This window comes from Cedecea colo, from assembly GCF_011808225.1.
Classification (GTDB): domain Bacteria; phylum Pseudomonadota; class Gammaproteobacteria; order Enterobacterales; family Enterobacteriaceae; genus Dryocola; species Dryocola colo.
Genome location: NZ_SOYS01000002.1, coordinates 311,029 through 323,254 on the forward strand (window position 1 = coordinate 311,029; position 12,226 = coordinate 323,254).

Consider the following 12,226-nt stretch of genomic DNA (forward strand, 5'->3'; position numbering starts at 1 on the left):
CAATGATTGCCAGCAAATTCGGAATTGGTCAGCAGGTACGCCATTCGTTGTTGGGTTACTTAGGAGTCGTGGTTGATATCGATCCTGAGTATTCCCTTGATGAACCAGCGGAAGATGAACTGGCTGATAACGACGCTTTGCGTACCGCGCCCTGGTATCACGTTGTCATGGAAGATGATGATGGCCAGGCGATGCATACTTATCTTGCTGAAGCCCAGCTGAGCGGGGAGGCGCAAGAAGAGCACCCTGAACAGCCTTCAATGGATGAACTGGCGGCGTCAATACGGCAGCAGCTTCAGGCACCTCGCCTGCGTAACTGACAAAAACCCGCATCTGCGGGTTTTTTCTTATTTAGCTAGCCCAAGCCGCGGGATCTCAATTGCCGGACATCTGTCCATAACAACGTTCAGACCAGCATCCTGAGCCAGCACAGCCGCCTGTTCATTTATGACCCCTAGCTGCAACCAAAGCGTTTTTGCGCCAATGGCTATGGCCTCTTTGGCGACATCCCATGCGGCTTCGGAATTGCGGAACACATCCACCATATCCACCTTCTTCGGGATTTCCGCGAGGCTGCCGTAGCCCTGCTGACCCAACAGCGTTTTGCCCGCTACTTTTGGGGAGACCGGGATTACCTCGTAGCCCTGATTTAACAGATATGCCATCACCCGATAGCTCGGGCGATCGGGCTTATCGCTGGCGCCCACCAGCGCGATGGTATGTGTATTTTTTAAAATACTTTCAATATCTGTCTGTTTCATGACGCTCTCCGCCTTGATGAAGTAATCAAAAGTGTAAGCCAAAGGTTACTGGCCCACCATATTTCCCATACGGATGGGCGAGAGCAAAGAATAAGAATATGTCTATATGTTAATGAGCCGTTATTGTGAAAAATTTTGATACATTCTGGAGCAGGTAATTCAGGCCGCGCTGACGCAGGAGAAAAGAATGAAAATCGGGCCTTATACGTTATTCTGGTGCGTCCTGTTCCTGCCTTTCTCCGGATGGGCAACCACCTTACAGCTTTCCACCGACGTGGACTTGTTGGTGCTTGATGGCAAGAAAGTTTCCAGTTCGCTATTAAAAGGGGCGGATAGCATTGAGCTGGACAACGGCGCGCACCAGATAGTCTTTCGCGTCGAAAAAAATATTCGGGCAAACGCGCACGAACAAAGGCTTTATATTTCTGCCCCTTTGGTGGTGAGTTTTGATACGAAACGAATAAGCCAGGTGAATTTCAACCTCCCGCGTATTGAAAATGAAAAAGAAAGCGAGGTTTTTGACCATGCCCCTCATCTGCAGCTTCTTGATGGCAGCGCGGTGGCTATTCCTGTCAAACTTGACGTATTAACCACAAACCCCTCGCCACAGGGAATCGATTACGAAAATGATACCCAGCGATATAACAAAGCAGGCAAAATCGCTTCGATGCCGCAATTCGCCATAATGATGGCAGATGACAGCGCGTTGCTCTCCAGAACTTCTGAACTCGATCCGCCGGTTCGTCCGTCCGAAACGCTGACGGAGCAGCGGCTGAAATACTGGTTTGTACAGGCCGATAAAACGACTCGTGAACGTTTTTTACAATGGGTGAAAGAGCATCCATCGCCTTAATTATGTGACCTTTTGAATACATTTTTACCGCCTTCTCTTGCAGCATCAGCGGCTTCCAGTAAGCTGTAGCCAACGCTAATCAATCGGGGTTTTCTCCATGGAATCAACCATCCGCACCCTCGCGGCTAAAAAACATATTGCGCTGGTGGCGCACGATCACTGTAAAGAAGCGCTGCTGAAGTGGGTTGAACGTCATCGTGCAACGCTGGCTACGCATATCCTGTACGCAACAGGCACTACCGGTAATTTGATTCAGCGAGCCAGCGGGCTGGACGTTAACGCCATGCTGAGCGGGCCTATGGGCGGCGATCAACAGGTCGGCGCGTTGATTTCGGAAGGGAAAATTGACGTACTGATTTTCTTCTGGGATCCCCTTAACGCGGTGCCGCACGATCCGGATGTGAAGGCTCTGCTGCGCCTTGCTACCGTCTGGAATATCCCGGTGGCAACTAATCTTTCTACCGCTGATTTCATTATTCAGTCGCCAGGTTTTAACCAGGCTGTGGAAATCCTTATCCCGGATTACCAGCGCTACCTTGCTGAAAGGCTGAAATAATTAAGGGCGGCTGGCGGTCGGTACGCCGAGGCGCCTGAGAATATCGACAAAATCAGAAGGCTCTTTTTTGTTAAAAAGTAGCCAAACGCGATGACGTGCCCGCGTCATCGCGACATATAATAACCGCCGCTCTTCTGCATCCGGATACGCTTCCGGCTGCGGCAATAATGCCTGTTCCATCACCGACTCCCTTGCCGCGGCCGGGAAGCCGTCTTTGCCCTGCTGCAATCCCAGCACGATAACGTAATCCGCCTGCTGTCCTTTACTGGCGTGGATGGTCATAAAATCAATATTGAGTTTTGGCCAGCGCGTCGCCGCTTTTTCAAGACTCGGCGGACGCAGATGATGATAACGAGCAAGTACCAGAATGCGTTGTTCTGGCTTAGCGTAGCCGCTGAGCTTATCGAGAAGGTTGTCGAGCTGCTCGTCTGCCAGAAGCGTAACCGATTTTTTATCCCCTTTTGACAGGCTGTTTAATGGCTTAGCAAGCTGGCCTGGGTTCTGCTGAATAAAATTATTAGCAATTTCACCGATGCGATCGTTAAAGCGATAGGTGGTATCCAGCGCGCACCGATCGCCTTCACCGAAATGATGCGCAAACGCCGTAGTGAGGGCCATTTCCGCACCGCTGAAACGGTAGATAGCCTGCCAGTCATCCCCTACCGCGTACAGGGATGCGTGAGAGTTTTGCCGACGAAGCGCCGTCAGCAATGCGGCACGCTGCGGAGAGATATCCTGGAATTCATCCACCAGAATGTGCTTCCACGGACTAATAAAACGCCCTTTCTCCAGCACGTTAATCGCCTGGTGGATCAGACCTGAGAAATCTACCGCTTCCTCGGCTTTAAGCGTACTTTTCCAGGTTTTTAATAAGGGAGCCATCAGCTTCACGCGTTTTGAAAACAGGTCGCGCACTTCCTCTGGACACGCAGCGATCATTTCTACCTGCGAACCCCCGTGCATACGCATCAGCCCCAACCAGCGGTCAAGCCTGCTGGCCAGACGTTTGGCTAAACGTTCGTTCTGCCAGTATTCGCCTTCGGGCACGTCCCATTCCAGCTCTTCACTTAACCATTCACGCCACCCTTTTGCCTGGGCTTTTTTCTCACGACACTGCTGTCGCCAGCTTTCAATTAAAAGCTGATGGCGTGCGGCGGTGTCCGATTCCAGTTCGCTGATACGCGGCGATTTGCGCCCGCCTTGCTGAATGATATGCAGCGCAAGCGCGTGAAAAGTGCGTGCGGTTATCGCATCCGTGTGCAGGCGTTCAGCAATTCGCTGATCCATTTCTTGTGCAGCCTGGCGCCCAAAGGCCAGCAGCAGAATTTGATCTTCCGTCGCCTCGCCCCGTTGCAGTAACCAGCCTGCACGGGCGACCAGTACTGAAGTTTTGCCACTCCCCGCTCCTGCCAGAACTAATAACGAATCTTCCCCATTTACCACGGCGCGCGCCTGAGAAGGATTGAGCGGAGAGCTTTCAACCCGCTGGAAAAAATCAGCATATTTTTCCAGCATGCGATCGGTATACTCCGCGTTGCGCTCCTCGCGGCGCATGTCGCCCTGTTCCAGCCACGCCTTGCAGCTCAGCCAGGCTTCACGGCAATTATCAAATTCTTCAAGCCTTGCCAGAGGCAGAGGTAACGCCGCAAAAGCGGCTCTGACATTCTGCTGTAATGCTTCCATATCGCTGCGCTTAAACCATTTTTCCTGAAGCGTACGTCGGGTGATGTCGGCATACTGTTCGCTGAGCACCAGGGCTGCGACCTCACTCATTTCCACGCTCCATGTCTGCCACAGGGTTTCCAGTTGACGATAAAAGCGCTGGGTTTCGCCCCATTCGGTACCATGCAAGCGCACAACTTTATCTTCCGGCAATACAAACTCCAGTTCCCCCCAGACCAGCCCGCGCTTGATGTTAATCGCCACCAGTTGATTAAATGGGATAAGGTATTCGTGACGATCGCCCTTTACCTCCACGCCCGCGCTGAGTAATTTCACGCGATTGTAAGGATGCTGTGCTAAATGTTTGCCAAGGGAGGTCGCTTTGAGTTCCATTACGCTTTGTCTGCATCTGAAAGAAGTTGTCGCTAAGTTTACCCGTCGATGGAATGACGCTCCAGAGTAAAAACGCGTTACAATTGCTGTGGTTATTTATTTATGACATCAACCAACGAAGAGTGCTTATGCGTACGGTCCTTAATGTGTTGAACTTTGTACTGGGTGGTTTCGTGACAACCCTCTCCTGGTTACTGGCCACTCTCGTCAGTATTATCTTTATCTTCACGATGCCCCTGACTCGCTCCTGCTGGGAGATAACCAGGCTTTCCCTTGTGCCGTACGGCAATGAAGCTGTTCATGTCGATGAACTCAATCCGCAGGGTAAAAGCGTGCTGATGAACACGGGCGGCACCTTATTGAACATTTTCTGGCTGGTTTTCTTCGGCTGGTGGCTTTGCGTGATGCATATCCTTACGGGTATAGCACAATGCGTTACCCTCATTGGTATTCCGGTGGGAATTGCGAATTTTAAAATCGCCGCCATTGCCCTGTGGCCCGTCGGCCGTCGCGTAGTCTCCGTTGAAACTGCACGGGCTGCGCGTACTGCCAACGCGCAGCGCCGTTTTCAGTAACGCAGAGGAAATTGCGTACTAATGCTTAGTCCCTTACTGCACCGCTATACCCGGAACAGCACCTGGCTTTATAACTTACGCATTTTTATCGCTCTGACCGGTACGGCTGCGCTGCCCTGGTGGCTGGGAGAAGTCAAACTGACTATTCCGTTGACGCTTGGCGTGGTTGCAGCGGCGCTGGCGGATCTGGACGACCGCCTGACCGGGCGTCTGCGAAATCTGTTGATAACGCTGGTAAGCTTTTTCATTGCTTCAGCTTCCGTAGAACTGCTGTTTCCCTGGCCGTGGCTGTTTGCCTTGGGGCTGATGTTTTCTACCAGCGGTTTCATCCTGCTGGGCGGGCTGGGCCAGCGCTACGCAACGATTGCGTTTGGTGCTTTGCTTATCGCTATTTACACGATGCTCGGCATCTCTTTATACGAGCACTGGTATCAGCAACCGATACTTCTGTTAGCGGGTGCCGTGTGGTACAACCTGCTCACGCTTGCTGGGCATCTTATTTTCCCGATCCGCCCATTGCAGGATAATCTGGCCCGCTGTTATGACCATCTGGCGGATTATCTGGAAATCAAAGCGACGCTGTTTGATCCCGATATTGAAAAGGAAAGCCACGCGCCAATGCTGGAGCTGGCAATGGCTAACAGCAGGCTGGTAACTACGCTGAACCAGACAAAAGCCACCCTGCTGACTCGCTTACGTGGCGATCGCGGACAGCGTGGCACCAGGCGCACCCTGCACTACTATTTTGTCGCACAGGATATCCACGAGCGGGCCAGTTCTTCGCATATTCAGTATCAGGCTCTACGGGATAAATTTCGCCACAGCGACATTATGTTTCGTTTTCAACGCCTGCTAACGCTGCAGTCTCAGGCTTGCCAACAGCTTTCGCGCTCAATTCTTTTACGCGTTCCCTACCAGCATGACGCCAGATTAGAGCGCGCCTTTACCCATCTTGAAGCCGCCCTTGAAAGAATTAACCTGGCACAGGTTGCCGCTGGCGAAATGAAGGCGCTGGGCTATCTGTTAAGTAACCTGCACGCCATAGACGCGCAGCTTGCCACTATCGAATCCGAACAGGCTCTTGCCGCCCCGCAAAATGATATTGAGAACCGCCTTGCTGACGACAGGCTAACGGGATTTAGCGATATCTGGCTGCGTCTTACCCATAATCTGACCTCTGATTCCGCACTGTTCCGTCATGCTGTGCGTATGTCGGTGGTGCTTTGCGTGGGCTACGCTTTTATCCAGCTTACGGGCTTACAGCACGGTTACTGGATCCTGCTTACCAGCCTTTTTGTCTGCCAGCCGAATTACAGCGCCACCCGCAGACGCCTTGCTTTACGTATTGCCGGCACGCTCGCGGGTGTGGCGATAGGTCTGCCCATTTTGTGGTTTGTCCCCTCGCTGGAAGGCCAGCTGGTCCTGATTGTCATCACCGGCGTATTATTCTTCGCGTTTCGTAACGTTCAGTACGCGCATGCAACCATGTTTATCACCCTGCTTGTGCTGCTGTGCTTCAATTTGCTTGGCGAAGGTTTCCAGGTTGCGTTACCGCGCGTGGTTGATACGCTGCTTGGCTGTGCGATTGCATGGGCCGCGGTAAGTTTTATCTGGCCAGACTGGCGTTTCCGCCGTCTGCCGCTGGTTGTAGAACGTGCGTTTAACGCCAACTGCCGTTATCTGGACGCTATTCTTGAGCAGTATCACCAGGGAAGAGACAACCGCCTCGAATACCGTATTGCTCGCCGTGATGCGCACAACCGCGATGCTGAACTTGCCTCTGTGGTGTCCAACATGTCCTCAGAACCCCGGGTTGCACCTGAAACCCGGGAAACCGCATTCCGTTTATTGTGTCTAAATCACACGTTTAACAGCTATGTCTCAGCGCTGGGCGCGCACCGTGAAAAGATTGATAATGGCGAGATCCTGTTGCTGCTGGATGATGCTGTCTGTTACGTTGACGATGCGCTTCACCACTTACCTGCCGATGAACAGCGAGTGCAACACGCGCTCACGGGGCTGTCGGAAAGAATTGCTCATATCGAGCCGGGTCCTGAGACTAAAGAACCGCTTGTGCTGCAGCAAATTGGACTGCTGGTCTCCCTCCTGCCAGAGATATCTCGTCTCCAGCAGCATATTGTCCATCACACCGATTAACGTCTGTGACGTTGTTCGTAACGATGATACCAGTCTAACAGCTCCTGGCGTGTCACTGCCGGGAGCGCTGCTTCATGAATCCCTGAGATAGCACCGGCCAGGGCGAGAAGGATTTTTACGCCCACGAATTTTTTAACGCTGCGCAGTTTGATCCATGAACGCCTGGCCCCGTAAGCCTGCAGGGTACGCAGATCTGCAATTCCCGCCTCCCAGAGCCATATTTCAATATTTACCGAAAGGTTAGGGAGATCCTTAAGTCGCCTTTGCGTTTTGCGGACTGATTTCTCTCGACGGGCATTAATGAGCGCGTCATAAGAAAGCTGCAGCAACTTGTCCGGATTTTGCCAAAGATCTTCATCGACCCGATAGTAATTAAGGACGATGGGTCTGCCACGCTTGTTGTAAATGAGCGGTAGGGCGGCTTTGCTGAAGAAATACGTTTCGCTTTCCTCGCATGCGCGCAGGTAGAGTTCTCCCTCTGACACCATAGCAAAGACGACGTTGCCGATGGCGAGGCTATAGCCGCCGAACTGCGATCGATAGTCAATATCGCCCAGCGGCGCGAGGTGTTTTTGTGATTGGTGAATCCTGTCATATGATTTAAATTTCATGAATAAATCCTTAATTATCATGAACTAAATTCCGATTTTATTGTTTACCGGTTCCACTAACAGAACAATAATTAACCTGCCTGCCGGCTGCAATAACAATTTAACAATTCCGGGAAATACATAAAGAATTTGCGAGTTGCTTTCAGAAATTTAGATTGATCTTTGCTCGCTCAGGGATTACTGTATAAACATACAGTAACACATCAGGCGGGACTCACTATGGACACACCGAACTATCGTACTCATATTGGCAGCAACTCATCCGTTGCGCTTAGCTCTGCGGAATCATTTGCAGGAAACAATGTTAGAGGATTGATTAGTGAAGTGGTTTATAGCGAAGACCAACCATGGATGACTCAGATGGTTTTATTACCTTTACTGCAACAGCTCGGTAAGCAGTCGCGCTGGCAGTTATGGCTGACCCCTCAGCAGAAATTAAGTCGGCAGTGGGTGCAGGCCTCAGGGTTGCCTCTTACTAAAGTGATGCAGGCAAGGCAGCTGGATCCGCTTTTTACAGTTGATGCTATGGTAAAAGCATTACAGACAGGAAATTACAGCGTCGTTATCGGATGGTTATCTGAAGAACTGTCCGATGAAGAACATTTTCGCCTCGCAAACGCCGCCGAAAAAGGCAACGCCATCGGGTTTATCATGAGGCCCACCAGGACGCCCGGATCCGGTTGCAGACCACGAGCTGGCCTAAAAATTCATTCTAGTTTGTATCATTAAGTAAATTTAAGAGAAATCCTGGCACTTTTTCTTCGAAAATTACAATGCCTTGTCATTTATCATGAATCCCCTTTGCAAGCCGCTTCTGACGCCATTCTGAACGAAACGGCGTGGTTGAATTACCGACAAAGCTGTTACTAAATGTGTATGCAAGTCGTTTTTTTTCATATGCCTGACAGAGTTCACACTTGTAAGTTTTCAACTACGTTGTAGACTTTAGCTCGCCAGGGTTGCTCTTCATAACACCGTCTAATCGGTAGAGTAACAATTGAGCGTTAACCCGGGCGAAGGATTTAACCCTGGGCTTTGACGATGTTTAAGGCTCATGGCCTATTTGGATGATAATGAGGCGCAAAAAATGAAAAAGACAGCTATCGCGATTGCAGTGGCACTGGCTGGCTTCGCTACCGTAGCGCAGGCCGCTCCGAAAGATAATACCTGGTATGCAGGTGGCAAACTGGGCTGGTCTCAGTTCCACGATACTGGTTTCTACGGTAACGGTTATGACGGCGGTATCGGCAACGGCCCTACCCACGAAAGCCAGCTGGGCGCAGGTGCCTTTGGTGGTTATCAGGTTAACCCGTACGTTGGTTTCGAATTAGGTTATGACTGGTTAGGCCGTATGCCGTACAAAGGCAGCGTTGAAAACGGTGCTTTCAAAGCTCAGGGTGTTCAACTGACGACTAAACTGAGCTACCCAGTAGCTGACGAGCTGGACGTATATACTCGTCTGGGTGGTATGGTATGGCGCGCTGACTCTACGGCTATTAACGGTGCTGGCGACCGTCTGAAAGACCACGACACCGGCGTTTCTCCAGTATTCGCTGGCGGCGTTGAGTGGGCAGTTACCCGTGATATCGCTACCCGTCTGGAATACCAGTGGGTTAACAACATCGGTGACGCACAAACTGTTGGTACTCGTCCAGACAACGGCATGCTGAGCCTGGGTGTTTCCTACCGTTTCGGCCAGGAAGAAGCTGCACCAGTTGTAGCTCCGGCTCCGGCTCCAGCGCCAGAAGTACAGACCAAGCACTTCACTCTGAAGTCTGACGTGCTGTTCAACTTCAATAAATCTACTCTGAAACCAGAAGGTCAACAGGCCCTGGATCAGCTGTACACCCAGCTGAGCAACCTGGATCCGAAAGATGGTTCTGTTGTCGTTCTGGGCTTCACTGACCGTATCGGTTCTGACCAGTACAACCAGAAACTGTCTGACCAACGTGCACAGTCTGTTGTTGATTACCTGATTTCTAAAGGTATCCCGGCGAACAAGATCTCCCCACGCGGTATGGGCGAATCTAACCCGGTCACTGGCAATACCTGTGATAACGTAGCGCCTCGCGCTAAACTGATTGATTGCCTGGCTCCGGATCGTCGCGTAGAGATCGAAGTTAAAGGTATCAAAGACGTTGTAACTCAGCCTGCGGCATAAGTTACCGTTAAAAAAACCCCGCTGCGGCGGGGTTTTTTATTGTCTGAGAAAGCAAATATCGCGATAAACCAAGCAGGAATTTTATCCTTTACCGAGCAGAGCCTGCAGATCCTGTTTGAGATTCGACATCTGGCTGGCGTATTTTTCTTTACGCTCCGCGTCTTCAATCAACTGCACTATCGTTTCAGAGAGCGTGCAACCGCGACGCTGAGCAAGCCCTGCCAGCCGCTGCCAGACCAGATATTCCAGATCGATTGATTTCTTGCGCGTATGCTGATGTTCCGCATTAAAATAGCGCTTACGGCGGGCACGAATAGTCTGCTTCATGCGATTATGCAGCACCGGGTTCATATGCTGTTCAATCCAGTTCAACACGTGTACAGGTTCATTTTCCAGCTTTAACAGCGCATCGACGGCTTCTTTCGCCGCGCTGGCTTCGATATATCGCGTAATGAGCTCACCTTCACGGTGTTTTTTCACCAGATATTTCCACTTCCAGCCGCTCTCGAGATTTTCTAACTGTTGATATTTCATCGCGATCTCAGTGTGACCCTGTAACCTTCTTCAGGATAACAGTTTTTACCGCTTTCGCTCACCTGAAAAATTAAAGCTGTGAACCGGATAAGCTTGTCAACAACCATTAACCGTGTGCTACCCGACCTATTCTTGTATAATCGCGCCTTTGACATCTGATTAATAAATAGCGACTTTGACGACTAATCGACTTGAATGGCGTGCCCTTGTTCCCGATACCGAGAGTTATCAGGAAATTTTTGCGCAGCCTTATGACACCGACTCTGCGCCCTTCTCTACTGTCCAGCCGCGTCTGTTTTACGGCCTGGAACAGCTGAGCCAACCGGTAGCCTCGGCTTCACTGATGCTGGTAAAAGCCGCTGAAGAATCCGAATACCTTAATTTACTGGCCGCCGCTGCCCGCGGCGTCTGGCCGACTGCCAAAACGCTGACCGGCGGTCATTACCTCATCGAAGGCACTCGGGTAACGTTACGTCCAGCCGAAGAAAGCGATGGCTCTTTTACAGGCCGTGGTGAAGTTGTCGTTGCTGATTGGGTCGAAACAGAGCAGCTTTTTGGCTGTGTGCGCCAGTTTGCGGGTGAAATCAGCCTGACGCCTGGCGCAATACATCGGGCAAATGGCGGCGTGCTGGTGCTCTCTTTACGAAGCGTATTGGCTCAACCATTACTGTGGTTACGTCTGAAACAGATGGTGACTCAGGGGCGTTTCGACTGGATTTCGCCAGACGAGTCTCGTCCCTTGCCGGTGAGCATTCCTTCCCTGCCTCTGAATCTGAAGCTTATCCTGGTTGGCGAGCGTGATTCGCTGGCAGATTTTCAGGATATGGAACCCGAACTGGCCGCGCAGGCTATTTACAGCGAATTTGAAGAGAACCTTCAGCTTGCCTCTGCTGATGACATTGCGCTCTGGTGCCAGTGGACTCATGCGGTTGCGCAAGCCAGGGATTTGCCTTCACCTGCGCATGATGCCTGGCCTGTCCTGATGCGGGAAGCCGTTCGCTACACGGGCGATCAGGAGACGCTGCCGCTGTGTCCTCTGTGGTTAACCCGGCAGCTACGTGAAGTCGCCGCCTTTACTGAAGATGCCACCTTTAGCGGTGAGCAACTTTCGCAGATGCTGATTCAGCGCGAGTGGCGGGAAGGTTACCTCGCTGAACGTATGCAGGATGAAATTCTGCTTGAGCAAATTCTGATTGAGACCGAAGGTGAAATGGTTGGGCAAATCAACGCCCTGTCGGTTATTGAATTCCCGGGCCACCCACGCGCGTTCGGCGAGCCTTCACGTATTAGCTGCGTCGTACACGTTGGCGACGGGGAATTTACAGACGTCGAGCGTAAAGCGGAACTGGGCGGCAATATTCACGCCAAGGGCATGATGATCATGCAGGCGTTTTTAATGTCCGAGCTACAGCTTGAACAGCCAATTCCTTTTTCTGCCTCGATAACCTTTGAACAATCGTACAGCGAAGTGGATGGCGACAGCGCTTCTATGGCCGAACTGTGCGCATTAATCAGCGCCCTTGCCAATATTCCTGTTCACCAGCATATAGCGATAACGGGTTCCGTCGACCAGTTTGGTCGGGTGCAGCCCGTTGGCGGACTGAATGAGAAAATTGAGGGTTTCTTCCGGATTTGCCAGCAGCGAGAACTGACAGGTCAGCAGGGCGTCATTATTCCTGTGGCCAACGTACGCCATCTTTGTCTTCATCAGGACGTTCTGGACGCCGTAGAACAAGGTCAGTTCTCAATCTGGGCCATCGATGAAGTGGCGGATGCGCTACCCTTATTAACGAATCTGCCATGGGATGGCGAAGGACAAAACACTCTGCTGCACGCCGTCCAGGAGCGAATCGCTCAGGCCAATGCACAGGACATTCGGCACCGATATCCGTGGCCACTACGTTGGCTCAACTGGTTCAACCACAACTGATCGGACTTGTTGAGCGTACACGTGTTAGCTAAC

The 12,226-nt window shown here is 51.5% G+C and carries 12 protein-coding genes; 8 read left to right on the forward strand and 4 right to left on the reverse strand.

Features of this window, described 5'->3' with window-relative positions; genetic code table 11:
* The first annotated feature begins 2 nt into the window (after nucleotides 1-2).
* The gene (gene hspQ, locus E2L00_RS05885; protein WP_167608319.1) at nucleotides 3-320 is read left to right on the forward strand and encodes a heat shock protein HspQ; all 318 of its coding nucleotides are present in this window, start codon (nucleotides 3-5) and stop codon (nucleotides 318-320) included.
* Between the two features lie 27 nt (nucleotides 321-347).
* On the opposite strand, the gene E2L00_RS05890 is transcribed toward hspQ, so the two are convergent.
* Nucleotides 348-761, reverse strand: coding sequence for a CoA-binding protein (locus E2L00_RS05890; RefSeq protein ID WP_167608322.1), 414 nt, complete (start codon nucleotides 759-761; stop codon nucleotides 348-350).
* A gap of 187 nt (nucleotides 762-948) precedes the next feature.
* On the opposite strand from E2L00_RS05890, the gene csgI reads away from it, so the two are divergent.
* Both csgI and mgsA read left to right on the forward strand, forming a co-directional pair.
* The gene (csgI, locus tag E2L00_RS05895; RefSeq protein ID WP_167608325.1) at nucleotides 949-1,614 is read left to right on the forward strand and encodes a curli synthesis inhibitor; all 666 of its coding nucleotides are present in this window, start codon (nucleotides 949-951) and stop codon (nucleotides 1,612-1,614) included.
* A 97-nt stretch (nucleotides 1,615-1,711) separates the two neighbouring features.
* The gene (mgsA, locus tag E2L00_RS05900) at nucleotides 1,712-2,170 is read left to right on the forward strand and encodes a methylglyoxal synthase (protein ID WP_167608328.1); all 459 of its coding nucleotides are present in this window, start codon (nucleotides 1,712-1,714) and stop codon (nucleotides 2,168-2,170) included.
* Here mgsA and helD read toward each other — a convergent pair whose 3' ends face one another.
* A complete protein-coding gene (gene helD, locus E2L00_RS05905) occupies nucleotides 2,171-4,225 on the reverse strand; it encodes a DNA helicase IV (protein WP_167608331.1) in 2,055 nt (684 codons plus the stop codon).
* A gap of 128 nt (nucleotides 4,226-4,353) precedes the next feature.
* Here helD and E2L00_RS05910 point away from each other — a divergent pair, with 128 nt between their 5' ends.
* Both E2L00_RS05910 and yccS read left to right on the forward strand, forming a co-directional pair.
* Nucleotides 4,354-4,800 carry a YccF domain-containing protein gene (locus E2L00_RS05910; protein WP_167608334.1) on the forward strand — a complete coding sequence of 149 codons (447 nt, stop codon included), beginning with the start codon at nucleotides 4,354-4,356 and terminating at the stop codon, nucleotides 4,798-4,800.
* A 21-nt stretch (nucleotides 4,801-4,821) separates the two neighbouring features.
* A complete protein-coding gene (yccS, locus tag E2L00_RS05915) occupies nucleotides 4,822-6,957 on the forward strand; it encodes a YccS family putative transporter (RefSeq protein ID WP_167608337.1) in 2,136 nt (711 codons plus the stop codon).
* Here the strand turns inward: yccS and E2L00_RS05920 are convergent.
* The gene (locus E2L00_RS05920) at nucleotides 6,954-7,568 is read right to left on the reverse strand and encodes a TfoX/Sxy family DNA transformation protein (protein WP_167608340.1); all 615 of its coding nucleotides are present in this window, start codon (nucleotides 7,566-7,568) and stop codon (nucleotides 6,954-6,956) included. The two genes, yccS and E2L00_RS05920, sit on opposite strands and share 4 nt — an antisense overlap.
* Nucleotides 7,569-7,787: 219 nt before the next feature.
* Between E2L00_RS05920 and sulA the strand changes: the two genes are divergently transcribed.
* Together sulA and ompA are read left to right on the forward strand one after the other, a co-directional pair.
* Nucleotides 7,788-8,297 carry an SOS-induced cell division inhibitor SulA gene (gene sulA, locus E2L00_RS05925; RefSeq protein ID WP_167608343.1) on the forward strand — a complete coding sequence of 170 codons (510 nt, stop codon included), beginning with the start codon at nucleotides 7,788-7,790 and terminating at the stop codon, nucleotides 8,295-8,297.
* Between the two features lie 358 nt (nucleotides 8,298-8,655).
* Nucleotides 8,656-9,729 (forward strand): porin OmpA, encoded by a 1,074-nt coding sequence (gene ompA / locus E2L00_RS05930; RefSeq protein WP_167608347.1) that lies wholly within the window; start codon nucleotides 8,656-8,658, stop codon nucleotides 9,727-9,729.
* An 81-nt stretch (nucleotides 9,730-9,810) separates the two neighbouring features.
* Here the strand turns inward: ompA and matP are convergent, their stop codons facing one another.
* Nucleotides 9,811-10,263: a macrodomain Ter protein MatP gene (gene matP, locus E2L00_RS05935; protein ID WP_167608350.1), complete on the reverse strand. Its 453-nt coding sequence runs from the start codon at nucleotides 10,261-10,263 to the stop codon at nucleotides 9,811-9,813.
* Between the two features lie 175 nt (nucleotides 10,264-10,438).
* On the opposite strand from matP, the gene E2L00_RS05940 reads away from it, so the two are divergent.
* Nucleotides 10,439-12,193, forward strand: coding sequence for an AAA family ATPase (locus E2L00_RS05940; protein ID WP_167608353.1), 1,755 nt, complete (start codon nucleotides 10,439-10,441; stop codon nucleotides 12,191-12,193).
* Nucleotides 12,194-12,226 lie beyond the last annotated feature (33 nt).

Coding starts and splice junctions, on each gene's coding strand:
- ompA (WP_167608347.1), top strand. CDS start 8,656: ATGAAAAAGACAGCTATCGCGATTGCAGTGGCACTGGCTGGCTTCGCT.
- csgI (WP_167608325.1), top strand. CDS start 949: ATGAAAATCGGGCCTTATACGTTATTCTGGTGCGTCCTGTTCCTGCCT.
- sulA (WP_167608343.1), top strand. CDS start 7,788: ATGGACACACCGAACTATCGTACTCATATTGGCAGCAACTCATCCGTT.
- matP (WP_167608350.1), bottom strand. CDS start 10,263: ATGAAATATCAACAGTTAGAAAATCTCGAGAGCGGCTGGAAGTGGAAA.
- E2L00_RS05890 (WP_167608322.1), bottom strand. CDS start 761: ATGAAACAGACAGATATTGAAAGTATTTTAAAAAATACACATACCATC.
- mgsA (WP_167608328.1), top strand. CDS start 1,712: ATGGAATCAACCATCCGCACCCTCGCGGCTAAAAAACATATTGCGCTG.
- helD (WP_167608331.1), bottom strand. CDS start 4,225: ATGGAACTCAAAGCGACCTCCCTTGGCAAACATTTAGCACAGCATCCT.
- hspQ (WP_167608319.1), top strand. CDS start 3: ATGATTGCCAGCAAATTCGGAATTGGTCAGCAGGTACGCCATTCGTTG.
- yccS (WP_167608337.1), top strand. CDS start 4,822: ATGCTTAGTCCCTTACTGCACCGCTATACCCGGAACAGCACCTGGCTT.
- E2L00_RS05910 (WP_167608334.1), top strand. CDS start 4,354: ATGCGTACGGTCCTTAATGTGTTGAACTTTGTACTGGGTGGTTTCGTG.
- E2L00_RS05920 (WP_167608340.1), bottom strand. CDS start 7,568: ATGAAATTTAAATCATATGACAGGATTCACCAATCACAAAAACACCTC.